Annotated in this window: 20 protein-coding genes; 6 read left to right on the forward strand and 14 right to left on the reverse strand. The window is 64.7% G+C overall.

Going from position 1 to position 23,486, the window contains the following annotated elements; all coding sequences use genetic code 11:
- Positions 1–344 precede the first annotated feature (344 nt).
- Positions 345–1,619 carry a tyrosine-type recombinase/integrase gene (locus AUL28_RS20645; protein ID WP_062236560.1) on the forward strand — a complete coding sequence of 425 codons (1,275 nt, stop codon included), beginning with the start codon at positions 345–347 and terminating at the stop codon, positions 1,617–1,619.
- Positions 1,620–1,719: 100 nt separating this feature from the next.
- On the opposite strand, the gene AUL28_RS20650 is transcribed toward AUL28_RS20645, so the two are convergent.
- The 3 genes from AUL28_RS20650 to AUL28_RS20660 all read right to left on the reverse strand — a co-directional run bounded on the left by AUL28_RS20650 (position 1,720) and on the right by AUL28_RS20660 (position 4,250).
- Positions 1,720–2,661 (reverse strand): hypothetical protein, encoded by a 942-nt coding sequence (locus tag AUL28_RS20650; RefSeq protein WP_062236561.1) that lies wholly within the window; start codon positions 2,659–2,661, stop codon positions 1,720–1,722.
- A gap of 346 nt (positions 2,662–3,007) precedes the next feature.
- The gene (locus tag AUL28_RS20655) at positions 3,008–3,604 is read right to left on the reverse strand and encodes a phosphatase PAP2 family protein (protein WP_062236564.1); all 597 of its coding nucleotides are present in this window, start codon (positions 3,602–3,604) and stop codon (positions 3,008–3,010) included.
- Positions 3,605–3,668: 64 nt separating this feature from the next.
- Positions 3,669–4,250: a YqaA family protein gene (locus AUL28_RS20660; protein WP_062236567.1), complete on the reverse strand. Its 582-nt coding sequence runs from the start codon at positions 4,248–4,250 to the stop codon at positions 3,669–3,671.
- Positions 4,251–4,556: 306 nt separating this feature from the next.
- Between AUL28_RS20660 and hglS the strand changes: the two genes are divergently transcribed.
- From hglS to AUL28_RS20680, 4 genes are all read left to right on the forward strand, one after another.
- Positions 4,557–5,957 carry a 2-oxoadipate dioxygenase/decarboxylase HglS gene (hglS, locus tag AUL28_RS20665; protein WP_062236569.1) on the forward strand — a complete coding sequence of 467 codons (1,401 nt, stop codon included), beginning with the start codon at positions 4,557–4,559 and terminating at the stop codon, positions 5,955–5,957.
- A gap of 145 nt (positions 5,958–6,102) precedes the next feature.
- Positions 6,103–7,386 carry an NAD(P)/FAD-dependent oxidoreductase gene (locus AUL28_RS20670; protein ID WP_062236572.1) on the forward strand — a complete coding sequence of 428 codons (1,284 nt, stop codon included), beginning with the start codon at positions 6,103–6,105 and terminating at the stop codon, positions 7,384–7,386.
- A 38-nt stretch (positions 7,387–7,424) separates the two neighbouring features.
- A complete protein-coding gene (amaB, locus tag AUL28_RS20675; RefSeq protein WP_062236574.1) occupies positions 7,425–8,969 on the forward strand; it encodes an L-piperidine-6-carboxylate dehydrogenase in 1,545 nt (514 codons plus the stop codon).
- A gap of 116 nt (positions 8,970–9,085) precedes the next feature.
- Positions 9,086–9,994, forward strand: a complete 909-nt coding sequence (locus AUL28_RS20680) for a LysR family transcriptional regulator (protein WP_062236575.1) — start codon at positions 9,086–9,088, stop codon at positions 9,992–9,994.
- Positions 9,995–10,041: 47 nt separating this feature from the next.
- On the opposite strand, the gene AUL28_RS20685 is transcribed toward AUL28_RS20680, so the two are convergent.
- The 10 genes from AUL28_RS20685 to AUL28_RS20730 all read right to left on the reverse strand — a co-directional run bounded on the left by AUL28_RS20685 (position 10,042) and on the right by AUL28_RS20730 (position 21,317).
- Complete coding sequence (locus AUL28_RS20685; protein WP_062236577.1) at positions 10,042–10,398, reverse strand: response regulator; 357 nt, start codon at positions 10,396–10,398, stop codon at positions 10,042–10,044.
- The gene (locus AUL28_RS20690) at positions 10,391–13,822 is read right to left on the reverse strand and encodes a chemotaxis protein CheB (protein WP_062236675.1); all 3,432 of its coding nucleotides are present in this window, start codon (positions 13,820–13,822) and stop codon (positions 10,391–10,393) included. Before AUL28_RS20690 ends, AUL28_RS20685 begins: the two co-directional genes overlap by 8 nt.
- A gap of 19 nt (positions 13,823–13,841) precedes the next feature.
- Positions 13,842–14,402 carry a PAS domain-containing protein gene (locus AUL28_RS20695; RefSeq protein WP_058633440.1) on the reverse strand — a complete coding sequence of 187 codons (561 nt, stop codon included), beginning with the start codon at positions 14,400–14,402 and terminating at the stop codon, positions 13,842–13,844.
- Between the two features lie 274 nt (positions 14,403–14,676).
- Positions 14,677–15,090 (reverse strand): hypothetical protein, encoded by a 414-nt coding sequence (locus AUL28_RS20700; protein ID WP_062224072.1) that lies wholly within the window; start codon positions 15,088–15,090, stop codon positions 14,677–14,679.
- 188 nt (positions 15,091–15,278) lie between these two features.
- Positions 15,279–15,683 carry a curli-like amyloid fiber formation chaperone CsgH gene (gene csgH / locus AUL28_RS20705; protein ID WP_062236580.1) on the reverse strand — a complete coding sequence of 135 codons (405 nt, stop codon included), beginning with the start codon at positions 15,681–15,683 and terminating at the stop codon, positions 15,279–15,281.
- 120 nt (positions 15,684–15,803) lie between these two features.
- On the reverse strand, positions 15,804–16,241 hold the full coding sequence (locus tag AUL28_RS20710) for a curlin (RefSeq protein ID WP_062236582.1): 438 nt from the start codon (positions 16,239–16,241) through the stop codon (positions 15,804–15,806).
- A gap of 137 nt (positions 16,242–16,378) precedes the next feature.
- Positions 16,379–17,464 carry a glycosyltransferase family 4 protein gene (locus AUL28_RS20715; protein WP_062236584.1) on the reverse strand — a complete coding sequence of 362 codons (1,086 nt, stop codon included), beginning with the start codon at positions 17,462–17,464 and terminating at the stop codon, positions 16,379–16,381.
- A 96-nt stretch (positions 17,465–17,560) separates the two neighbouring features.
- The gene (locus tag AUL28_RS20720) at positions 17,561–18,829 is read right to left on the reverse strand and encodes a polysaccharide biosynthesis/export family protein (RefSeq protein ID WP_062236587.1); all 1,269 of its coding nucleotides are present in this window, start codon (positions 18,827–18,829) and stop codon (positions 17,561–17,563) included.
- A 333-nt stretch (positions 18,830–19,162) separates the two neighbouring features.
- Positions 19,163–20,308, reverse strand: a complete 1,146-nt coding sequence (gene dinB / locus AUL28_RS20725; protein WP_062236589.1) for a DNA polymerase IV — start codon at positions 20,306–20,308, stop codon at positions 19,163–19,165.
- A 148-nt stretch (positions 20,309–20,456) separates the two neighbouring features.
- Positions 20,457–21,317 (reverse strand): DMT family transporter, encoded by an 861-nt coding sequence (locus AUL28_RS20730; RefSeq protein ID WP_062236592.1) that lies wholly within the window; start codon positions 21,315–21,317, stop codon positions 20,457–20,459.
- Positions 21,318–21,434: 117 nt separating this feature from the next.
- On the opposite strand from AUL28_RS20730, the gene AUL28_RS20735 reads away from it, so the two are divergent.
- Positions 21,435–22,811, forward strand: a complete 1,377-nt coding sequence (locus tag AUL28_RS20735) for an aminotransferase-like domain-containing protein (protein WP_062236594.1) — start codon at positions 21,435–21,437, stop codon at positions 22,809–22,811.
- A gap of 34 nt (positions 22,812–22,845) precedes the next feature.
- Here AUL28_RS20735 and AUL28_RS20740 read toward each other — a convergent pair whose 3' ends face one another.
- Positions 22,846–23,466, reverse strand: a complete 621-nt coding sequence (locus AUL28_RS20740; RefSeq protein WP_062224017.1) for an SCO family protein — start codon at positions 23,464–23,466, stop codon at positions 22,846–22,848.
- Positions 23,467–23,486 lie beyond the last annotated feature (20 nt).

Here is a 23,486-nt window from a genome sequence, read left to right on the forward strand (position 1 = left end):
CCAGCCGCGATTTTCGCTTGGATGACCGGCGAAGAATGCCGGTCCGCACCGGGGACGCACGAAGAGGCGTCCGTGAAAAGGAGCAGCTGGATGCAGCAGACGGAGTCCGCCCGACCGGCGGCGAGATATCAGCTTGTCGTCGGACGATGGGAGCCTCCCGACCTGTCGGACTGCGCGCCCGACCGTCTCCTGACGCTCGAAGAAGCGCCATGGCTGCCGGAGCTCGGTGGCCATGTGACCGTGAAGATGATGCGGACGGCGATAGAGGCCGGCCGACTGCCCGCGACGCGACTGGGACGGACGCTGTTCGTCACCCGGGACGGTGTCGAACAGTGGAGAGAAGAATGCCGCGTGAACAGAAGCCCGCCCGTCTCTGGCTCCGTCCCGCCCGCAAGGGGAAGGGTGGCAAGGGCGGCCGCCCCGCCGTCTACGTCATCCTCGATGCCGGGAAACAGCACTCCACTGGATGCGGCGCGGGCGATCGCGATGCAGCTGAAAAGGCGTACGCCGCATACGTCCTGAGCAAGGCGACGAAGGCTGTCGTCCGTCAGTCGAAGCGTCGGCCGGCGCACGAAGTGACGATCGCAGAGGTCTTGGCCCGCTACATGACCGTGAAGAAGGATACGCTTGCCCGACCCGAAGAGCTCGGACAGAGCGTCGAGCGGCTGCTCGACTTCTTCGGCGAAGGCACGTGCGAAGACATCTCCACGGTGACCTGCGCCGAGTTCGTGCGCAGCCGTACCGGCGTCCCTTGGAAGTCCGCGAAACCTGAAAGGACTGGCAATGCACCGCGTCTGACGACGTCGGCCGGCGCATTGCGCGATCTTCAGAATCTCCGGGCCGCGATCAACGTCGCGGTCAAGGACAAGATCCTTTCGGAGGTGGTCCACGTCGAGATGCCGGAGGAGAATGCCGGCCGGGAGGAGTGGCTGACCGTCGAGCAGGTCGAGCGCATGTGCACGATCGCCAGGGAGACTCTCGAGCAGCAGCGGCGCCACCGCGGCGCGATGAAGGGGCAGACCCTTCCGACGAAGAAGCGACCGTTGGCCCACATCGAAAGGTTCATCCGCGTCGCGGTCCAGACCGGGACCCGGACGAGCGCCGTGTGCCAGGCCTCGTTCGTCAGGGAGCCCGGCCGCCCCTGGGTGGACCTCGAGAACGGACTCTTCTACCGTAAGCCGCCGGGGACCGTCGACAAGAAGAACAAGAAGTACCCGCCCGCACCCTTGGCCCCATCCCTCGTCGAGGAGCTGACCGCTTGGCGCGACGGAGGTTCGAAGTACGTCGTCGAACTGCACGGAAAGCCGGTCAACTGCCGAACTGGGTACGAGCGGGTGGTCGAGATCGCGGCGCTCGAGATGCATATCGTCCGCCACAGCCTCCGCCATACGGCGGCGACGTGGATGATGCAGGACGGCGTCGATCTTGCCGAGGCGGCGGGCTATCTCGGCATGACGGTCGAGACACTGATGAAGCGGTACGCCCACCACCACCCGGCGCACCAGCGCAAGGCGGCCGCGGCGCTCGCGAAGCGCATGAACCGCGCCAACGCTTCGCCAACGATACCGAAGGAAAACGGGGTGTCGGAGGGGAACGAGAAGGAACTGGAGCCCCTGTAGCGCAAGGGTTTCACGATCGCATCACAACGTTCGGGACGAGGGGGTCGCAGGTTCAAATCCTGCCACTCCGACCACGCAACCCGCTGATCTGGTTGCAAATTTAATGGGCATTCCCGGTGCCTGACCTTTCAGCCGAATGATATGCCGAACGAAACCCCGACCCAGGTCGAGGTTTGAGCCCGTGTTCCGGCCCGCGCCTGGGCTCGGATGCGGGTCGAGGAGAGCGATTTAGGGGCTCAAATTCCGCTACCGCTCGAACATTTGCCGTCCGTCCTCGAACCGTTCGCCGGACAGCCGGTAGTTGTGCGACACCTTCCCCCGATCCGTCGTCCCAGACATATACGGAGCAGATGGTCCGTATCCCGTTCGCCTTCTGCGTCACACCGTACTCGTTCTCCGGCGTGTACTGGCGGAAGAGTCTCTCGACACGATAGTCCCGGTCCTCATAGACGGCGTCGAGCGCATCGTCCGGCCGGCGCCAAGCGTAGTAGCGCCCCATCGCCTCCTTCGTCGCCGCGATGGTGTTGTGATCGAATGCCCGCTCGATCGCTCGCTCCAGCACCTGCCTGTCCCGTGCCAGGTGCTCCTCTTTCCACGCGGCCGCCATGTACCGGTCGCCCTCCAGGATCGTGCCGAATTTCCCGACATCGACGTACCGCTCGACGATCTCCCGTCGTTCGTACTGCTGCGGATCGGTCGGGACGAAGTGACGAAGACCGAAGAGATCGAACTCCTCGAACCGCGGGTATTTCAGCGCCAAGGCCGTGCGCTCCACCTCAATGCGCTCCTTCGGTCCGTCCCGGACGAGGCGCTGGAAATCGGCGACGGTCGCGTGCGCATCAAGCAGCGCCTGCGGATCGTCTGCGAACAGCGCCTGCGCCAGACCGCGACGGATCTCGTAGAGATACCGAACCTCAGCCTCGATCCGGTCCCGCTCGGTCTTCTCGAACGCGGCTCGCATCTGAGCCTCGCCGCCCTTCGACATCGTGCGCCCGACGAGGAAGCCCACAACTGCGCTCCCGATCGCGAGCAGCCATTCCATTGCGATTCTCCTCCGTATCGGAAGGAGCATTGCACGGCAGGCGGCCGGCCGGAACCAAGAAGGGGCCCAGGCTTGCCCCGCCTGGACCCCTCCGCACTTCAATAAGACCAACCGGAAGCCTCTGGATCAAAGTGGCCGCTTCTCTCGCAGTTGCTTAACGCGCCCCCCTTCCTCAAGGACGCTAAAGACGGAACGTGGGACGTGCCACGCCGCTCCGCAACCCACATCCATCCGACGTTATCTCGGCTTGGTTGTTCGAAACGAAGCGGTCGCGGCCGACTCTCCCTGATGCGACGTCGATGGAGCAGCGGCGGTTGGGCTGCCGGCAAACGCCCGCCATGGGTTTCTAGCCCCGCCCCCTGATGACCCAAAGGGTGGTCCGGACGATCGCCTGCTCGAATCCGCGTTCGAGCAACAGTGTCGCTGACCGGCCGAAGCGTCGATCGATCGAGCGAGCCATCCATGTTGCGCCGATGGCGAGGATAAGAGCGCCGATCATGTCGAGCGGGAAGTGGATACCGAGATAGATGCGGGACCAAGCGACGATCAGGCCGGCGATACCGATGCATATGGCGTGGCGCCAGTGCCGCAGCGCCAGCATCGCAGCGGCATAGGTGAACATCACGAGGCCATGGTTGCTGGGGAAGGACGGGCTCTCCCGATGCGCGATCAACTGATGGCCGAGCGGAATCAGGAACGGACGCGGGGTGGGAAAGAGCGCGCCGATCGCGAAACTGATGGCGATCGCGATCAAAAGGGCGCTGGCCAACGTCAGCGCCTGTCGCCGAACGTAGTGCGTGCCAGCCAACCATAGGATCGCAAGGTGGAGGGGGATGAGCAGGACGACGTAGCGAGCCGCGACATAGGCCACCCACGCCGTTTTGTCCCAGCTCGGCGATCCGGCATTGATCGCGGCAAACAAGGTTTGATCGAGTGCGTTCATAGGCGAACGTCGTCCTAGCGGTCGGTTTCAGTCGGATATCCGAACGGGTTCGGCGGCGGCCGGATCATATCACCAGTCGAAGCGCGGCGAAGCCGCCCAGAAGCGCGATGATGCCGAGTGTGAAGACCATGGCGAGGCGCTTTTCGACGAACGATCGGACGGGCGGCCCGAAGCGATAGAGCAGGGCGGCCACGGCGTAGAAGCGGATGCCCCGCGCCACGATGCTCGACAGGATGAAGACGAAGGGATCGAGCCCCGTCGCGCCGCTCGCCACCGTGACGACCTTGAAGGGAAACGGCGTCAGACCCGCCATGAGCACGATCCAGGCACCCCATTCGTTGTAGGTCTGCGCGAAGTCGGCAAACTTACTCCCATAGCCGTAGAAGGCGAGAAGCGGCTCGGCGATCTCGTCGAAGAGTAAGGCGCCGATGACATATCCCAGAACGGCGCCGAGAACGGATGTCGCCGTGCAGATGAAGGCGAGCGACCAGGCCCGCCGCCGCTCTGCAATCACCATCGGAATCAAAAGGGCGTCGGGCGGGATCGGAAAGAACGAACTCTCGGCGAAGGAAACTGCACCGAGCGCATAGGCGGCCCTGGGCGTTGCCGACAAACGCATGGTCCAGTCGTAGAGGGATCGGAGCATGGGGCTCCCTTCAGTCGTTGATCAGTCCGACTTATCACGGAGGCGCCGATCCGCAATCGAGTTGTCCCTTGTCCCGCTCCGTTCACGGAAGATCTATGCCGGCGTGATGAGGAGACGATCGATTCCAGAGATCGCCCACTTCAAGGTGGGGGAGCGGCTTCACGAATGTCGCGTGTCATTCGCCGGCGGCATGACCTCATGTGCTAACATCGTTTGAGAAGCGCGCTGGCCCGGACAAGATGGCACCCGACCTGTCCCGTCTGAACCAGCTCTAACCCTCTTCGTCGGCCTTGAAAGGATGATCTGTTGAGCGACGCGCATTTCGCCACGGCGGACGACATTCGAACGCGGTTCTCGCGCACCATGTCGGATATGTACCGTTCGGAGGTGCCCCAATATGGCACGCTGATGGCGCTCGTCGCCGACGTGAACGCGGCGACGCTGGCCGCCGATCCCGCGCTGAAAGCCGATCTCGAGCGGACCGACGATCTGGAGCGGATCGATCTGGAGCGCCACGGCGCCATCCGCCTCGGCACGGCGGAGGAACTCTTCACCATGCGCCGGCTCTTTGCCGTAATGGGCATGGAGCCGGTCGGCTATTACGACCTGTCGGTGGCCGGCGTGCCCGTGCATTCCACTGCCTTCCGGCCGGTGCGCGAGGAAAATCTCGCCCGCAATCCGTTTCGCGTCTTCACTTCGCTGCTGCGCCTCGATCTGATCGAGAACGAAAAGCTGCGGAGCGAGGCCGCCGCGATCCTGTCGCGCCGGCGCATCTTCACGCCCGGGGCGCTGGCCCTGATCGAACGGTTCGAAGCGGCGGGCGGGCTGACGTCCGAAGAGGCCGACGATTTTGTGCGCGAGGCGGTGGAGACCTTCCGCTGGCACCGCGAAGCCACCGTCGATGCGGACACCTACCACCGCCTCTCCAAGGTCCATCGCCTGATCGCCGACGTCGTGTGCTTCAAGGGCCCGCATATCAACCATTTGACGCCGCGCACGCTCGACATCGACGCCGTGCAGGCCGAGATGCCGGCGCGCGGGATCGCGGCGAAGGACGTGATCGAGGGGCCGCCGACACGGCGCTGCCCTATCCTTCTGCGCCAGACGAGCTTCAAGGCGCTGGAAGAACCTGTCGTCTTTCGGGGCGAAGGAGAGGGCCAGGCGGGCACGCACATGGCCCGTTTCGGTGAAATCGAGCAGCGCGGCTTGGCGCTGACGCGAAAGGGCCGCGCCCTATACGATCAGCTTCTGGCGCAGGTGCGCGATGCCGGCGGGCAGGGCAATGCGGGGGCCGACTACGCCGCGCGTCTGGCAGAGGCGTTCGCCGCCTTCCCGGACGATGACGAGACGCTTCGCCGCGAGGGTCTCGGCTACTTCCGCTTCGTCCTGACCGACAAGGGCCGGAGCGGCGCGTCCGCCGGACTGGATTCTCTGTCGATGGAGGCGCTGGAGGCGGCGGGTTACGTCGAAGCCTATCCGATCGTCTATGAGGATTTCCTGCCCGTTTCGGCCGCCGGCATCTTCCAATCCAATCTCGGCGGCGAAGAGCAGCGCAGCTATGCCGGCCATGCCAGCAAGGAGGCCTTCGTTCAGGCGCTCGGCGCGCCGGTTGCCGATGAGTTCGCGGTCTATGAGGAGGCGGAGGCGCGGGCGATCGCCGAGGTGCGGGCCGTGCTTCGCCGCAACATGCACGACAGCGCGGCGTAAGGCGGATGGGTGGTCGGCGCACTCCGGCGTACGAGGCGTTTCGCGCACCTGTCGCTTTCGAAAACGTCGCGTTCGTTGCAGGTGCAAGATTCTGCCCTGCCCATTCGCGCAACGTGATTTTCAGGATGCCGAAAGGTCGATTGCCGTGAAAAACGACCTGCGCAGCCATGGACTCTGGGAGGCGTCGGCGCCTCCGCCGCCGCAGACGAGCGCACTCACGGGGGAGCTGTCCGTCGATATAGCAGTTGTTGGCGGTGGTTTCACCGGCTGCTCGGCGGCGCTGCATCTGGCGGAGGGCGGAGCCGTTGTCGCGGTTCTCGAAGCCGAGGAGATCGGCTTCGGCGGCTCGGGGCGCAATGTCGGGCTCGTCAACGCGGGCATGTGGGTGATGCCCGATGATCTGCCGGCCGCGCTGGGCGAGACGCATGGCGAGCGCCTGCTTCGCCTTTTGGGCGATGCGCCTCGCACGGTGTTCGAGTTGGTCGAGCGGCACGGCATCGCTTGCGAGGTGGAGCGGCAGGGAACGCTGCATTGCGCCGTCGGCACCAAGGGGCTGGCCGAACTCCGGGAGCGCGAGCGCCAATGGCGCGCGCGGGGCGCGCCGGTGCGTCTGCTCGATGCAAGAGAGACGGCCGCCAAGGTCGGCACATCCGCCTATGCCGGGGCGCTGTGGGATGAGCGCGCCGGCACGATCCAGCCGCTCGCCTATGTGCGCGGCTTGGCCCGAGCCGCCATTACAGCGGGGGCACGGATGTTCACGTCGAGCCCTGTCGTTTCGGCAGCCGACGAGGGCCGGGAATGGCGGCTGCACACGCCGAACGGCGTCGTGCGCGCGCGGCGCGTGGTGGTGGCGACGGATGCCTACGCCAGGGGCATCTGGCCGGAGGTGCGCCGCGAGCAGGTGCATCTGCCCTATTTCAACATGGCGACGCCTCCGCTGAACGAAGCGCTTCGGCGCTCGATCCTGCCAGAGCGGCAGGGCGCGTGGGACACCAGAGAGATCTTGAGCTCCTTCCGCTTCGATCGGCAAGGGCGGCTCGTTTTCGGCTCTGTCGGCGCGCTGCGCGGGCCGGGCCACGCGATCCACCGCGACTGGGGACAGCGGGCGCTCGCCAAGCTCTTTCCGCAGTTGCGCGGGATCGGTTTCGAATATCTTTGGTACGGCCAGATCGGCATGACCGAGAACAGCCTGCCGCGCTTTCATAAGCTCGGGCGGGACGTCATCTCGTTCAGCGGCTATAACGGACGGGGCATCGCGCCCGGAACCGTGTTCGGCCGCTGCTTGGCCGACCTCATGCTCGGCCGCATCGGCGAAGCCGATCTTCCGTTGCCGGTGACGCCAGCCGAAGACGTGCGCCATCGCGCGCTTCGCGAGGCCTATTACGACGTCGGCGCGCAGGTTGCCCATTTCGCGAGCGCGCGCCTGTGACCCTCAACTCTCATTCACCCAATAGGATCGATCCGACTATGCCCGATACGCACGCCTCCCTTCGCGCCGAAGCGCAGAGCCTTCTGTCCGAACTCGGCGTGCCGGAGGCAGCGTTTACATCGGGCGCGCGTCAGGTCGTCTCGCCGGTGGACGGTTCGGTTCTGGCCTCCGTGCCGATGATGGAGGCCGGGGAAGTGAGCGAGGCGATCGGCCGGGCGCACGAAGCCTATCTGAGCTGGCGCCGCGTGCCCGCGCCCCGGCGCGGCGAACTGGTTCGCCTGCTCGGCGAAGAACTGCGCGCGCATAAGAATGCGCTGGGCCGTCTCGTATCGCTGGAGGTGGGCAAGGCGCCCTCCGAAGGGCTCGGGGAAGTTCAGGAGATGATCGACATCTGCGACTTCGCGGTCGGCCTGTCGCGCCAGCTCTATGGTCTCGTGATTCCGTCCGAGCGGGCCGATCACAAGTTGACGGAGCAATGGCATCCGGTGGGCGTCGTCGGAGTCATCTCCGCCTTCAATTTTCCGGTGGCGGTCTGGTCTTGGAACGCGGCCCTTGCCCTCGTCTGCGGCGATGCCGTGGTGTGGAAGCCGTCCGAGAAAGCGCCGCTCACCGCGCTCGCCACGCAGGCCATCTTCGAAAAGGCGGCCGCCCGGTTCGGGGACGCGCCGGCCGGTCTCTCCACGCTTCTTTTGGGCGAGCGCGGGGTGGGCGAAGCCTTGGTGGACGATGCGCGCGTGCCGGTCGTCTCGGCCACGGGCTCGACCCGCATGGGCCGCGCGGTCGGCGAGCGGCTCGCGCGCCGCTTCGCACGCGCCATTCTGGAACTCGGCGGCAACAACGCGTCGATCGTCACGCCTTCGGCCGATCTCGACCTCGCGCTGCGGGCCGTCGCCTTCGGTGCCATGGGCACGGCGGGCCAGCGCTGCACCACGATGCGCCGGCTGATCGTGCACGAGAGCGTCTACGACACGCTCGTGCCACGCTTGAAGCGCGTCTATGGCTCGATCTCGGTCGGCAATCCGCTGACATCGGACGCGCTGGTCGGGCCGTTGATCGACGGTGCGGCCTTCGAGGCGATGCAGAAGGCGCTTCAATCAGCGGTGGCCAGTGGGGGCACGGTGACCGGCGGCGAGCGCGTCGATGTCAATGGCGACGCCTCCTTCTACGTGCGCCCGGCGCTGGTGGAGATGCCCGCCCAGACCGGGCCTGTGGTGGAAGAAACCTTCGCGCCCATCCTCTATGTCCTCAAATATCGCGATCTCGACGAGGCCATCGCGCTTCAAAACGGCGTTCCGCAAGGCCTGTCCTCGTCCATTTTCGGCACCGACATGCGCGAGATCGAGCGCTATCTGTCGGCGTCCGGCTCGGATTGCGGCATCGCCAATGTCAATATGGGCACGTCGGGCGCAGAGATCGGCGGCGCTTTCGGCGGCGAGAAGGAAACGGGCGGTGGGCGCGAAAGCGGCTCCGATGCCTGGAAGGCCTATATGCGCCGTCAGACCAACGCCATCAATTACGGTCATTCTCTGCCGCTGGCGCAGGGCGTGAAGTTCGACGTGGATGGCGGCTCGGCGGAAGCCTGAGTCCGTTTGTTGTAGACGATGCAGGCGGCTCCAGACGCCGCCTGCCGTTCCATTTCCCAGCCTATCGTCGAAAGAAGCGATCTTGCGTCCCGCCTCATTCCGTTCTGGAATGAGCCATGCAAACACCGCGCCGCTTTCTTCCGTCCATCAGCTTGCTCAGCGCCTTCGAAGCGGCCGCTCGAACCGGCAGTTTCACAGCAGCCGCCTATGAGCTGAGCCTGACGCAGAGCGCCGTGAGCCGGCAGATCAAGGCGTTGGAAGACCAGCTCAACGTCCAGCTGTTCCTGCGCGAGCGCCAGACGGTTCGGCTGACGCCGGCGGGCGAGGCCTATTCCCGCGATATCAGGGATGCGTTGCGGCGCATATCGACGGCGTCGCTCAATATTCGGGCCAACCCGTTCGGCGGCACGCTCAATCTCGCGATCCTGCCGACCTTCGGAACGCGGTGGCTCGCGCCGAGGCTACCCGATTTTCTGGCGTCGAACCCGGGGATCACGATGAATCTCGCGACGCGTCTCGTGGAGTTCGATTTTCGGCTCGACACGATGGACGCCGCCATTCATTTCGGCGTGCCCAACTGGCCCGGTACGCATCATCTCGAACTGATGGCGGAGGAGGTGGTGCCTGTCGCCAGCCCGGACTTTGCTGCGCGGCATCCGGTGAAGGGCGATCCGGCGGCGCTTCGGCAGCTTCCGCTCCTCCATATCACGTCGCGCCCGGCAGCTTGGGAGCAATGGTTCGCGGCCCATGATGTCGCGACCGATGGCGTTACGGGCATGTTGTTCGACCAGTTCGCGACCATCGCACAAGCAGCGATGGTGGGATTGGGCGTTGCCCTCCTTCCCAGCTTTCTCATCGCCAAGGAGATCGAGCGCGGCGAACTCGTACCGCTCTCCGACCGACCGATGCGCTCTGCGGAAGCCTATCATCTCGTTTGGCCGAAGGAGCGTGATCCATTCCCGCCGCTCAAGGCTTTTCGGGACTGGCTCGCTGCTGTCACGAAGGCGAGCGAGCCGATCACCTGACGGCGGCATGGCACGTCGGCAGGAAGAGATGGCTTGCGGCGACGCCGTCAGCCGCGTTGCAGCAGGCGCTCGATCGCCGCTCTGAGGAAGACGGGCGAAGAGGGCTTGGCGCAGACCATGGCCGCCGGATAGCGCGCGAGAAGCTTCTTCTCGTCCGCATGTCCGGAATGGAAGATGATCGGGATGCTGGCTTCCTTCAAGCGATCCGCCGCCGGATAAACCTCACCATCCAGAAGCTGAACGTCCAGGATCGCGCAGGTCGGCAATTGACAATCGATGGCGGCCAAGGCCTCGCGAACCGTCACATAGGGACCGTCCACATGGTGGCCGATATCCTCGATGATGTCTTGAAGGTCCATCGCGACGAAGAGTTCGTCTTCGACGATCATCACCGAATTAGTCATCGGCCAGCACCGACTGGGGCAGGCGCAGCGTCAGGCAGAAGCTCGACCTGTCGAACTGGCGCTCCAGAACCGCGTCCAGCTGCTTGGCGGACGTCTCCATCAGAAGCGTACCGAAGCCATTGCCTTGTGCCGGCTCGCTTTCGTAGTCCATGCATTCTTTCCACTCGAGCACGACGCCGTTTTCGCTTCTTTGCCATCTAACGGAGAGCGACGCTTTGTCACGGCCCAGCGCGCCGTATTTCACGGAATTCGTCGCCCACTCGTGAAGAATGAGCGCCAATGGCGAGACATGCCGCCAACTGATCGGGACGGCAGGCCCTTCGAACTGCACCGGGATATGGTCCCGGTAGGGTGAGAGCGTTGCCGCGACGAGGGCGGAAAGTTCGCTAACGGCGGCGGAGCCGGTGGGCGAGGCCAGTGAATGGGCGCGTCCCAGCGCCATGATGCGTTCACGCATGTCGGCCGCGAAGGAGCGTGTGTCCTGGTGCGTGCGCGCGCCCGCCGAGATCATTCCGCCGATAATGGCGAAGAGGTTCTTCACGCGATGGTTCATCTCGCGCAGCATCAGCTCGCGCGTTTCCGCCAAGGCGAATTCGGGCGTCACGTCGATCGAGACGCCGACGATGCGCCGCTCGCCCTGTGTCGTGACGGTGCGCCCGATGCTGCGGACCCAGCGATACTGCTCCGCTTCGCCGCGAATGCGAAAGCGTGCCTCGAAATCCTGCAGGTCGTCCGCCGCCAGGTTCAGCCGCTCGGCGACCATGGGCCAGTCGTCTATGGCGATCTGCGCGCGCAAATCCGACAGGCGATGGGATTCGGCCTCGCTCATGCTGAGCATGGTTCGGGCGGCCGTATCGAGCTTCAACGTGTCGAGGGCGGGAGTGAACTCCCAGATGCCGATGCCGCCTGCCTTCAAGGCCAGATCCAGCCGGTCCCGCTCGGCCGCGAGCTGACGCTCCAGCGACAAGGCCTCGGTGATGTCGGTGAGAACCAGCGATGCGCCGTCGATCGCGCCGGTCTGCGTGCGATAGGGCATGACACGTAGCGACAGGGCGCGTTGGCCATCGCGCGTGGAGACGCGCCGCTGGACCACCGGCCCGCCATCGGCCACTTGTCTTGCATCCGTCAGATAGGCATTCCCGGCGATCTGGCTGGCAACATCTGCCAGAGGACGGCCGCGATCGCTCGGCTGAAGTGGAAAAATAGAGGTCGCGGCGCGGGTGAAGCTGCGAACGCGCATTTGATGGTCGAGAACGACGACGGAAAGCTCGGTGGAATCGTAGAAATTGCGCAGGTCGGAATTGGCGAGGGTCAGCTGATCGACCTTGACCTTCAGCTCGTCATTGACGGTCGAAAGCTCTTCGTTGGTCGATTGGAGCTCCTCGTTCATCGACATCATTTCTTCATTGGAGCTTTTCAACTCCTCGTTCGCCGTTTCCAGCTCTTCGACGGCCGAGCGCAGGCGATGCCGCGTCAGCCGGAGCTCGTCCTCCAGAACTTCGATATGATCGTCGCCGACATTCATCTCAACGAGGTCGGGATCGCTGGTCGGGCGGAAACTGCCGGCGTCGCGCACCACCAGAAGCAGTGTGGCATCGGGCAGGGGATCGCAGATCACCTCGACGGGCTGGACGCCGTATTCGGAGGCGACGTCGATGTCACGCGCCACGAGGCGCTTTCTCGTATCGCGCACTTGGCGGATCAGCGGCCCGATCACCTCGCGCAGGCCGGAGCGCGCCAGCGTGATGGCGCTGATGCCGCCCGAGCGGGTTACGGGGAAATCGAAATAGCGGCTGAGGCGGCCATAGGCGGCGATGATGCCGCCGTCATGATCGAGCACCATGCTGGGCGGCGCGTAGCGATCCACAACCCGGCGCACGGCGATCGTCTCGTCGGCAACCGTCAACCCGGCCGGACGTTCGTCCCGGTCGCCGCGACGGGTTTCATGCCGGCGCGATCCGCTTGGCAGGTCGATCGGATATTTTGGGGAACCCGGCGAGCGCGTGAAAATCCGTGCCTGATGATCGATCGTCGGAAAAAGCTGGTCGAACCGGCCGACGCTTTCGGAGGGTCCCAGAAACAGAAACCCGCCCGGCCGCACGGCATATTGAAACAGCGGCAGGACGGACTGCTGGAGCCGATCGTCGAAGTAGATGAGGAGATTGCGGCAGGACAGGAGATCGATCCGCGAGAAGGGCGGGTCCTTCACAAGGCTATGGCTGGAGAAACGGATGAGATCGCGGATCTCCGCCGTGATCGTGAAACGCTCCGCATGAAGCATGGTGTAGCGTTCACGCAGCGAGATCGGAATATCGGCGAGGGCGGAGGCCGGATAGGACGCCTCGCGTGCGATCTGGAGCATCTGCTCGTCGATATCGGTCGCAAAGATCTGGACGGCCAGCGGAACGCCGAGGACGCGCGCCGCTTCCGCGAAAAGCATGGCGATACTGTAGGCTTCCTCGCCGCTGGAGCAACCGGGAACCCAGACGCGCAGATCCTCGTCGCCGTCGCGCGAGCGCATCAAGGGCTCGATCGCCTGCACGCGAAGCGTCTCGAAGAAGTCCGGGTCGCGGAAAAAGCGCGTGACGTTGATCAGAAGATCGCGGAACAGTGCTTCGCATTCGGCGCCGTCGCTGCGAATGCGCGCGAGATAGGCGCGCCCGGAATCGATGCCGAGAACATGCATCCGCCGCTCGACCCGGCGCACGAAGGTCGTGCGCTTATAGCCGGCGAAGTCGTGTCCGACCGTGGTGCGCAGCACCCGGCAGAGATCGTCGACGTGATCGGCGACGAGTTCGGCTTCGTCATCGGAGCCGTCCAAGCCGCGTCGGTTGAAGAAGGCCGACAGGCAGGCGAGAATTTCGCCCGGCCGCTTTACGAAATCCACGAGGCCCGTTCCGACGGCCGACACCGGCATTCCGTCGTAGCGGGCCGACTGAGGATCCTGCACCACGCAGACGCCGCCATGCTCCTTGATGGCACGCAGACCTGTCGTGCCGTCCGCGCCAGTGCCGGAGAGGATCACACAGGCGGCGTTTCCCTGCTGATCGCTGGCGAGCGAGATGAAGAAGTCGTCGATCGGCCGGCGCAGGCCGCGCGGCTGCGCGAAGCTGGTCAGCTCCAGCACGCCTTCGCTGATCGCAAGGCCGCGGCCGGGCGGAATGATATAGACCTTATCGGCTTGAAGCCGCTCGCCGCCCTCGCATTGCAGGACTTCCAGATCCGTGTGCCGATCCAGAAGCTGCGCCAACATGCTTTCATGGTTCGGGTCGAGATGCTGGACGACGACGAAGGTCATGCCGGTCGGAGCATGGGCGGCCGAGAGCATCTCGCGTAGCGCTTCGAGCCCGCCGGCAGACGCGCCGATGCCGACGATTGGGAGGAAGGCCTCGGTTCGTCGGTCCTGCGCGCTGTCGTTGCTCATCGAATTCGCCTCGGACCGATCAAAGGCCATCGACGGTCTGAAGATCGGCCAGCGTCAATTTGGCTTGCGCAATCGTGGAGGCGGTGTTGGCGATCACCATCAACGAACCTTCGAGGGCGAGGCCACTTTCGGCAAGGGCAGGGCTCAGACGGCTCAAGGCCGCGCTGAGATGCTCGTCATATTGCGCGAGCCTGTCGGGGTGGGAGCGGCTGACGTCATATTGCGAGGCGAAGATGAAGCGCACCTTGCCCGAACGTTCCCGCAGCTTGGACATATAGAGAAGATTGATGAAGGGCTGCCCGTCCTTGCGGAAGTTCACGATGGAGGAGCGCACCGTGTCCTGCTGAGGATGGCGCAGAAACGCATGAATGCGCGCCTTTGCGTCCTCGTTTTCAGCCTCATGCTGCAGGAAGCGACAATTGCGCCCGACCACCTCGCTCGCATCGTAACCCGTGAGTTGGGAAAAGGCCCGATTGACCAGAACGAGCGGATTGTCGCCGCTGGCGGAGGCCAAAGCGAGCGCGATCGTCGCGCGCTCGAAATACTCGTTCAGTTCGGCCGGGATGGGGAAGGCTGGCACGGATGGGCTTCCATTCAAATCTGCCTTTGCACATAGCGGACTGGAAGCAGATCGGAAAGCTTGGTCAGCATATCGATACGTCAGGTCAGCCGAGCCGGTCGCTTGGGGCTCACTGATGCGAAGCACCAGTCCAGCCTTGATCGGCCGTCATGACCTGTCCATGAGCCGGCCGGGTGAAACCACACGAATACGCGAGAGTTGGCCCGGGCGACCGCCGAATGGCTCGCCCCGGCTACCGGCCCCGATCGACATGCCGCCCCGGGACGTCCCGACATTACCAGCCATAACTGAAGGTCGCTCCGCTCTGGCCATTGCCATTCTGAACGACCGCGTCCCGCGCGTTCCTGCCGTACTGGAACAGCGCATAGGCATTGTCGTTGCCGTTTTGCTGAAGCGTACCGGAATGACCGTTGCCGCGCTGCTGGATCAAGCCGATATTGCCCCGTCCGCGCTGCGCGAGCCCGGCCGCATTGCCGTATCCGCGCTGGTCGATATTGCCGCCGCGAAGGTCGCGGGCGATGGAGTAGAGCCGCATTCCCGTCGAAAGCGCCTCTGCGGCTCCCCGATCGGACGGGGCGAGCGACCAGGAGACCTGACCGCCGGCTTGGGCGGGAAGGGTCGAAAGGCCCTGGCCGAGGCCCGCAAAGGCGAGGGCGATCACGAGGGGTTTGAACGAGCTGGTTTTCATGTCGATCTCCACCATCCGGCTCTTCCGGCCGATGAGAAGAGATTCGCATCCGGCCGCTGAACCGGATCGGAATCCGTCGTTCAAATTGCATTCATTCATTTTGAAGGCGAACGATCAGACCGAAGGGCGAAACGCAAAAAGGCGCCGGAACCGGCGCCTTCGTCCCATGACATCTTGGCTTGGGCCGATCAGATCCGGCCGCTCACACGCTCATTGCAGGAGATCGTCTTTCCCCCGACCGTGACGTCCAGCGACACGTCATAAAGCGCGCCTTTGCTGGAGAGCGTCACGGAGCCGAGCGTCGCGGTCTTGCCGGCCTTGGTTTCGAACGGGCCGCCTTGCGTCAGTTGCGTGCCCCCGCCGCTGCCCGAGCCTTCGATCTCTAGGGAATAGCGGCCGCTGACGCTCTTGTCGGTTTCGACAAGCGCTTCCAACGCCAGAAGCCCCCCTTGAGGCGTCGCCCGGATTTCGCAGCGAACGGGCGCGCCGCTCGGGGTGGCCGAGCCGGACATGGCAGCCCAGGCCGCGGCCGGGGCGAGAACGAGACCCAGCGCCAGAAGAGTCCGGCGCGACGGAGAGGAAAAACGAAGCATCGGTCGATCCCTAGCGGTTGGATGGCGCGACGCTGGAAAGCATCTGCAGCCTGAAAAAGCGGACGTGAGGCCGGCGCCCGGCTGGGCCGGGCGCGCTGGTGAATGGAAGGAAATGAGGGCTTAGTCGCAGGTCTGTACGAAGGCTGCGACGTTGCCGCCGCCGCCCTGCGCCACATTGGCCGAGCAACCGCGACCGACCTGCACGCCGGCGGCGATATTGCCGTTGCCGTCCTGCGTCAGGATCGAGGTGTGATTGGAGCCGAACTGACCGACACCCGCCACGTTGCGCTCGCCGCGCTGATAGGTCGAGCTCGAATGACCGTAGCCCTCCTGTCCCGATGCCGAAAGGTTTTCATGGCCATATTGCTGGCCGGTCACGCGGTTGGTACCGCCGTGCTGATAGACCCGGATGCGATTACGCGTGCCGGCCTGCGCGCCGCCGGCCGAGTTGGACCAGCCATATTGCTCGATGCGCACATCATTGGCCGATGCTGGCAGAGCGCTGATGAGGCCGACCAGCGAAGCGAGGGCGAGGGAGGCAAGGGACTTGGCGATCATGGGAGGCGTCTCCAGAAGAGGGCGAACCGTTCGTTCACGCCCTCTTTCTGCGCCTTCTCGCCGGAACCCTCCCTGAAGGGCATGTTCAGATGTCGTTCACTCGTCAGGCTGCCGCAGAATGCTGAATGCTCGCCGTTTCAGCGGCCTTCGGCCTTGGCTAACGCGGCCAGAAGTTTGCGCGCGTCGGCCTCCCAGGTGAACGCGCGCGCGCGCGCCGGGCCGAGGCTTGCGAGACGAGCGCGCTCGTCGCCGTCCTGATCCAGCCGGCGAATCGCCGCCGTCCAATCCGAGACCTTGTGCGGGTCGGCGTAGAGAGCCGCCTCGCCGCAGGTTTCGCGAACGGCGGCCGCGGTGGAGGCGATCACCGGGCAGCCGCAGCTCATGGCTTCCAGTGGCGGCAGGCCGAAGCCTTCGAAGAAGGAGGGAAACAAAAGCGCCCGCGCATGGGCGTAAAGCGTCTTCAACTCGGCGTCGGTGACGCGGCCGAGGAATTCGGAATTGGGGGTCTGGGGCAGGGAGGACTGGGCGAAGACGCGGGCATTGCCGCCACCTGCCACGATCAGCCGCTCGATGCCCGCGGCCGCCGCCGCTTCGAGGGCGGTGCGAATGTTCTTATGAGCGCTGAGGCTGCCCAGCATCATGAAATACGGCTTGTCGCGAAGCTGCCAGCGTTCCACGGCCGTTTCGTCCGGCTCGACGCGGTTCATGTGATCGCAGCCATTGGGCAGGACCGTGATCTTGCCCTTGGGCGCGACGCCGTAATGCTCCAGCATCTCCTTGGAGAACTCGGAAACCGTGCCGACCACGGCCGAGCGCCGAGCGGCCAGCGGAAGCAGCACGCGATAGACCATACGGAAGCTGCGCGAATAGGATTCGGGCGTCTGATAGACCTGCGCGTCGTGGATCAGCACCATGCTGCGCCGACGAAGCGCCGGCGCAGTGTTGCAAAGGTTGACGAGCCAGCGCTGCCCGGCGGCGGCGGAAAGCTCGGTCTGCTCCCAGGCGTGGCCGCCGCGCTTGCCGACGATGCGCGTTCCGATATGCTTGAGGGGCAGGCTTCGCTCCTGCGAAGGCGGGACGAGAAGCTCGGCGCGAAAGGGCGGATGGTCGCTCCCTTTGCGCTCCAGAAGTTCGTCCAGCGCCAGGATGATTTCCTCTGCCACGCGATCCACGCCGGTCGGCTGGCGCGTCAGGAAGCGTCCGTTGAGAGCGATGTCGATCATAGCGTGTCATACCCTTGCCGCGCAGCCTCGAGCAGGCGCGCCGATTGGCGGGAGAGGCTCAGGCCTCGCCCGTTCCGCGAATGCTTCCGCCCGCGTTCAAGGGGTGGCGGTCTGTGCTTCGGCGCGAACCGAGGATGTGCGCCCCTGGTTGGTATCCAAACGAATTTCGATCGTGTCGCGGCTGGCGAGCGGTGCGTCGAGGTCGATGCGCACAGGCTGGCCGCCCCAGGGCGTGCGGTAGACCTCGAGATTGACCGCCAGATCACCATTGCGCTCGATCGCGTTGCTGGGGGCGATCAGCGTCGCCTCGCGCAGCAGATCGCCCGCGACGCGAATATCGCGCTGGGCTTTATCCAGTTCGGCGCGCGTCGTCTGCAACTCGTTGGACGTATCGATGCGGAAGGACGTATCGACATCCAGAATGCCGCGCTCGCTTTCGTTGACCGCGAGGTTGGCGTTCAACGTGCCGAGGTCGAGATCGAGCCGACGACTTTCGAGATCGGTCAGCGTCCGCTCCAGCCCAGTCGAGCGGCCGGCGACGGCTAGACCTCTATCCACGAGCTTGTTCACGTCCTTCAACTCGTTGCGCGTCAGCTCGATCTGCCGGTCGAGATTGGTCTTCATATCGGCAAAGGTCTTGATCTGGTCCCGCGCCAGATCGCGCCGATCCTGGAAGCTCTTGATGCGGGACTGGCGCACCTGCGCGCGCGTCTCACGGATCGACTCTTCCTCGCTTAGAAGATCGGCTGGAATACCCTCGACGGATTCCGTCTTCTCGGACGTCACGCCTTCCGCGCCGATCTCCTGTTCGAGACGATGGATCTTGGCGCGCAGACGGTTGGCGCGGTCGCGCGCGTCGTCCAGTGTTCCGGCTGTGGTGATCGCGTCCCGCTCCAGCCGCATTTCGACGCCCGCGCCACGGAACAGGCCACCGGCCAGCGCGATCGCCTGACGAACGGTCATGCCCGGCACGTAGGGAACCGAGCCAGGCGTCGCGACGGCCCCCAGAATATAGATCGGCGCGCGCTGCGTGATCTGCACCTGCACATCGGGCGCCTCCGGCAGGCTCATGCGCTCCTGCAACTTGGCGGAAATGCGCGCCGAGAGCGTGTCCCGGTCGAGATCGGCCAGCGACACTTCGCCCAGAAACGGGATGGAGATCGTCAGATTGGCACTGACGGCGTAATTGCCGCTGAGCGCCGACCACTCGCGATATTCGCCTCGTGCGGGCAGCCATTCCGTCACCTTGATCGCGACCGTATCGAGGGCGTTGAAATCCGCTGCCCTCGCTGTGCCGAGCGATGTGGAGGCGAGCCCGAGCGCGAGCGTCAACGAGGCAATCTTCAGGAGACCGGAACGGGCCATTCTCATCTTTCGTCGAATCACGCGAGGCCAGCCTCGTCGAATGCCGGATGTCGGAAGAACCAAGAGTGCTTCCTTATCGTAGGTTTTGTCCGCCCTTAACACAATTCCAAGAGGCCGAGCACCACGCCAACCTAAAAACGCGGTTCATCACTAACATCGGCGAATATGTCGTGTCGGAAAGACCCGCAACATAGGAACATTTTGATTCAATTGGACGTGAGCACACATTCTACTGCCTCCGTGCCTCGTTGCGTGAAACGAGTGAGAGGGCATCATTCGGATAGTTGTTCGAACGCCAAACTTTGACGCGACTTTGCGGTCAAACGACGACCGTCAGAACGGGAGAGCGAATTGCGCCGCACCGGCTTCGCCGGGTGCGTCGCTGCCCGTCAGCGCGGACAAGGAAACGCCGAGTAGACGCACGCCGCGCGAATCCAGCGGGCGGTCATGAAGCAGCCGAAAGGCGATACCCTCCATTTCGGACCTGCTGGCCACCGGCAGCATGACGGACTGGCTGCGGGTGATCTGCCGGAAGTCGGCATATTTGATCTTGAGCGTGACGGTTCGCCCGCGGAAACCGGAGCTTTCGCAAGCGCGCCAGACCTTATCGAGGATCGGCTCCAGAGCGGTCCGCATCTCGTCCGTCTGGAAGAGATCGGCCGCGAAGGTGTTTTCGGCGCCGACCGACTTTCTGATGCGGTCGGCCCGTACCGGGCGCTGATCGATGCCCCGCGAGATGCCGAAATAGTAAGGGCCGCTTTTGCCGAAATGCTCCTGAAGGAAGGCGAGCGGACAATCGCGAAGGTCGGCTCCGGTGCGAATGCCGAGCCGCTCCATTTTGGCGGCGGTCGCGGGACCGACGCCGTGAAAGCGACCGACCGGCAGCGCCTCGACGAAATCCGCGCCCATGGCGGGCGTGATGACAAAGAGCCCGTCCGGCTTGCGGTGGTCGGAGGCGAGCTTGGCGAGGAACTTGTTGTAGGACACGCCGGCGGAGGCCGTCAGCCCCGTTACCTCTCGGATCCGCGCCCGGATCAGCTCGGCAATCGTGGTTGCCGATCGGATGCCCTGCAAGTTTTCGGTGACGTCGAGATAGGCCTCGTCCAGTGAAAGCGGTTCGATAACCGCCGTGTGTTCGGCGAAGATCGCGCGAATTTGGCTCGAGACCGCTTTGTAGACGTCGAAGCGCGGCTTCACGAAAACGAGGTCGGGGCATTTGCGCCGAGCCGTGACGGAGGGCATGGCCGAGCGCACACCAAAAGTGCGCGCCTCGTAACTGGCGGCTGCCACCACGCCGCGCTCACGCGAGCCGCCCACAGCCACCGGCCGGCCGCGCAGCGAAGGGTCGTCGCGCTGCTCCACCGAGGCGTAGAAGGCGTCCATGTCGATATGGATGATCTTGCGCGCATAGGGCGAGGGTTCCAGCGCGTCCCGGCCGGCGACAGGACCGGACGCGGGCGCAACGGCGTCGCCTCGCATCCCTTCGTGCTTGTCCCCTGCCTGTGCCACGCGCAACTCGACCGCTTTCGTTCGCGAGGCAATGCGCGACGGATGGGTCCGACTCAACGCGCCTCTCGTCAGACGTAGCGCGTTTTGTGCCTGGAACAAAGGAAGAACTTGCAGGATCTCAGGCGTAGCGCCGCGCGCCGGCCACGCAGGCGACGACCAGAGCTGTGGACACGATCATGCTCCAAGCGACGGGCTCGCCCAACAGGAGACCCGCCAGCGCAAGGCCGAAAAAGGGTTGCAGAAGCTGCAACTGACCCACCCCTGCGATACCGCCCAGCGCCAAGCCGCGATACCAGAAGACGAAGCCGATCAACATGCTGAACACGGAGACATAGAAGAGCCCGGCCCAGGCAACGGTCGGAACGTCGTTGAATGTCCCTGGCAGCGTTGCCAAGCTCAGAAGCGCCATGGCGGGCAGGGCCACGAGCAAGGCCCAGGAAATGACCTGCCAGCCGCCCATTCGGCGCGTCAGCACCGCGCCTTCGGCATAGCCGAGGCCGCACACCAGGATCGCGGCCAACATCAGAGCATCCCCGAAGCCCGAGCCTTCGCCCGGTTGCAGCAAGGCGAACCCTGCGACCGATAGAGCGCCGACGATCGAGAATATCCAGAACGGCGCGCGCGGCCGCTCTCCGCCCCGCAGAACTCCGAATAGAGCCGTCGCCAGCGGGAGAAGCCCGATGAAGACGATCGAATGGGCCGACGTCATCTGACGAAGCGCAAGCGCCGTCAGGAGGGGGAAACCCAGGACGACACCGCCCGCGACGATCGCGAGGCGGGCGATCTCGGCCCGTGTCGGACGTCGCTGACGAAAGACGAAAAGCGCGAGGGCCGCGAGACATCCGGCGATCACCGCGCGGGCCGAAGTGAGGAAGAGCGGCGAGAAGCCGCCCACGGCCACGCGGGTCGCCGGCAGCGAACCGCTGAAGATGATGACGCCAAGAAGACCGCTGCCCCAACCCGAACCGAACTGTTTCATACGACCTCCACTTGAAGAATTCGTATGATCAAAAAGGAAGTTTCGTGGGAGATACGCTTTTCTCTAATCGCTTCAAACTGTATGGCTCATCTGAGCGTACGATGGGAGAGGTGTGGCATGACGCGGACTGACGAGCTGGTGGACGATGTCAGGCGCCGTATTGCCTCGTGCCAATTGATGGCCGGCGAGAGACTGCCGTCGGTCCGCCGTCATGCCATCGCGATGGGTGTGTCGCCGTCCACGGTGGTCGAGGCCTATGATCGTCTGGTGGCGGAGGGCGCGATCCGCTCGCGGCCGGGGTCTGGCTTCTATGTCGCGGGAGCATCCACACCCTTTGCGCTTCAGGAGCCGCGGCCGGATTTCGAACGTGCGGTCGATCCGCTCTGGGTATCCCGGCAATCGCTGGATGCGGATGCTGCCACGGCGCGGCCGGGCTGCGGATGGCTGCCGGCGGACTGGATGCCGGACGAGGCGCTTCGGCGCTCGCTGCGCCGTGTCGCCAAAGGTGGGCTGGAGGGCCTCGTTGACTACGCGATGACGCGGGGTTCAGCCGCGCTGCGCCGTACTCTCGCCCGCCAATTCTCCCAGGAGGGGCTGGATATCGAGCCCGATCGAATCCTTCTCGCCGTCTCGGGTACGCAGGCCGTCGATCTCGTCTGCCGGTTCCTGCTTCAGCCCGGCGATACGGTGCTTCTGGATGATCCCTGCTACTTCAACTTTCAGGCCTTGATGCGCGCGCATCGGGTCAAGGTCGTGAGCGTGCCCTACACGCCGAGCGGGCCGGACCCCGAGCGCTTCGCCGAACTGGCGCGCGAGCATGCGCCCAAGCTCTATCTGACCAATTCGGCGATCCACAATCCGACCGGAGCCACGCCATCCCCGGCGGTTCTCCATCGCCTTCTGCTGGCCGCCGCGGCCTATGACGTGACAATCGTCGAGGATGATATTTTCGCCGATTTCGAACCCGAGCCGACGCCGCGTCTGGCCGCGCTGGACGGTCTCGAACGGGTCATCCGGGTCGGCAGCTTCTCCAAAACCCTGTCGGCATCAGCCCGCTGCGGCTATATCGCCGCGCGGGCCGACTGGATCGAGGCGCTGATCGATCTGCAGGTCGCGACGAATTTCGGTGGCCCCAGTCCGTTGGTGACCGATATCGTGCAGGGCGTTCTGGCTGATGGAAGCTACCACAAGCATGTGCTGGCGCTGCGGGGCCGGCTGGCCAAGCGGCGCAAGGAGGTCGGCGCGCAACTGGACGCCATGGGCGTTCGGCCCTGGACGCAGCCGCGCGGCGGTTTCTCGCTCTGGTGCCGCCTGCCGGACGGGCGTGACGCCACGGATCTCGCCAAGGCGGCGCTGCGCGACGGCATCGTGCTCGCGCCCGGCAATGTCTTCAGCCCGTCTTTGGGCGCCCCCGACCTGATGCGCTTCAATGTCACGCAGATGCCGCCGGCTGTTCTGGACTGGCTGCGGCGGACGCTCTCCGCACCGATCTGACACCGCCATTCGCAACGGCAGGAGACGACGGGTTTCAAGAGCGGAGCGCGGCCGTTCGCGTCGAGGGCGGGAGGAGCACGTCGCGAATCTTGCGCAGGGCTTCGTCCTTCGGCGTGCCGTAGGGGATCATGCCCTGGAGCCGTCCGTTGGCGCCGATGAGCAGCAGCGACGTCGAGTGGCGCATGTGATAGTCGCCGTCTTCCTCGCCGGTCTTGCGCGCGTAGACCATCCAGGCCTTCGAGGCCTTTTCCATCTCGGCCGCGCTGCCGGTGATACCGATGATCCGATCCGAGATCGAGGCGACATAGGGTCCGAGAACGTCGAGCGTGTCGCGCTCGGGGTCCACCGTGAAGAACAAAGCCTGGATCGACTGACCCGCCGGCCCGAGATCGCGCAGCCAGTCCGCCAGTTCGATCAGCGTCGTCGGACAGACATCGGGGCAGTTCGTGTAGCCGAAATAGACGATCGACGGCCGGCCTTTGAAGATCGTCTGATCGACCTTGGCCCCGCGCGTATCGCTGAGGGTGAAGGGCTCGTCGGGCGCGCCTCGCGCTGGCTGTTGACTGAGCATCCAGCCGATCAGCCCGAGAAGCACGACCACGAGGGCACCGGCGCCGCCAAGGGCAAGGGTCCGGTTCGCGTTGGACGAGGTCATGGTTTTGTCCTTTCCCGCCG

The sequence above is a fragment of the Aureimonas sp. N4 genome (genome assembly GCF_001463925.1).
Lineage (GTDB): Bacteria > Pseudomonadota > Alphaproteobacteria > Rhizobiales > Rhizobiaceae > Aureimonas > Aureimonas ureilytica_A.

Excerpts from the sequence above, each read along its gene's own strand:
- AUL28_RS20645 (WP_062236560.1), top strand. The coding sequence starts at position 345 with ATGCCGCGTGAACAGAAGCCCGCCCGTCTCTGGCTCCGTCCCGCCCGC.
- AUL28_RS20650 (WP_062236561.1), bottom strand. The coding sequence starts at position 2,661 with ATGGAATGGCTGCTCGCGATCGGGAGCGCAGTTGTGGGCTTCCTCGTC.
- AUL28_RS20655 (WP_062236564.1), bottom strand. The coding sequence starts at position 3,604 with ATGAACGCACTCGATCAAACCTTGTTTGCCGCGATCAATGCCGGATCG.
- AUL28_RS20660 (WP_062236567.1), bottom strand. The coding sequence starts at position 4,250 with ATGCTCCGATCCCTCTACGACTGGACCATGCGTTTGTCGGCAACGCCC.
- amaB (WP_062236574.1), top strand. The coding sequence starts at position 7,425 with ATGCCCGATACGCACGCCTCCCTTCGCGCCGAAGCGCAGAGCCTTCTG.
- AUL28_RS20680 (WP_062236575.1), top strand. The coding sequence starts at position 9,086 with ATGCAAACACCGCGCCGCTTTCTTCCGTCCATCAGCTTGCTCAGCGCC.
- AUL28_RS20685 (WP_062236577.1), bottom strand. The coding sequence starts at position 10,398 with ATGACTAATTCGGTGATGATCGTCGAAGACGAACTCTTCGTCGCGATG.
- AUL28_RS20690 (WP_062236675.1), bottom strand. The coding sequence starts at position 13,822 with ATGAGCAACGACAGCGCGCAGGACCGACGAACCGAGGCCTTCCTCCCA.
- AUL28_RS20700 (WP_062224072.1), bottom strand. The coding sequence starts at position 15,090 with ATGAAAACCAGCTCGTTCAAACCCCTCGTGATCGCCCTCGCCTTTGCG.
- csgH (WP_062236580.1), bottom strand. The coding sequence starts at position 15,683 with ATGCTTCGTTTTTCCTCTCCGTCGCGCCGGACTCTTCTGGCGCTGGGT.
- AUL28_RS20710 (WP_062236582.1), bottom strand. The coding sequence starts at position 16,241 with ATGATCGCCAAGTCCCTTGCCTCCCTCGCCCTCGCTTCGCTGGTCGGC.
- AUL28_RS20715 (WP_062236584.1), bottom strand. The coding sequence starts at position 17,464 with ATGATCGACATCGCTCTCAACGGACGCTTCCTGACGCGCCAGCCGACC.
- AUL28_RS20720 (WP_062236587.1), bottom strand. The coding sequence starts at position 18,829 with ATGGCCCGTTCCGGTCTCCTGAAGATTGCCTCGTTGACGCTCGCGCTC.
- dinB (WP_062236589.1), bottom strand. The coding sequence starts at position 20,308 with ATGCGAGGCGACGCCGTTGCGCCCGCGTCCGGTCCTGTCGCCGGCCGG.
- AUL28_RS20730 (WP_062236592.1), bottom strand. The coding sequence starts at position 21,317 with ATGAAACAGTTCGGTTCGGGTTGGGGCAGCGGTCTTCTTGGCGTCATC.
- AUL28_RS20735 (WP_062236594.1), top strand. The coding sequence starts at position 21,435 with ATGACGCGGACTGACGAGCTGGTGGACGATGTCAGGCGCCGTATTGCC.
- AUL28_RS20740 (WP_062224017.1), bottom strand. The coding sequence starts at position 23,466 with ATGACCTCGTCCAACGCGAACCGGACCCTTGCCCTTGGCGGCGCCGGT.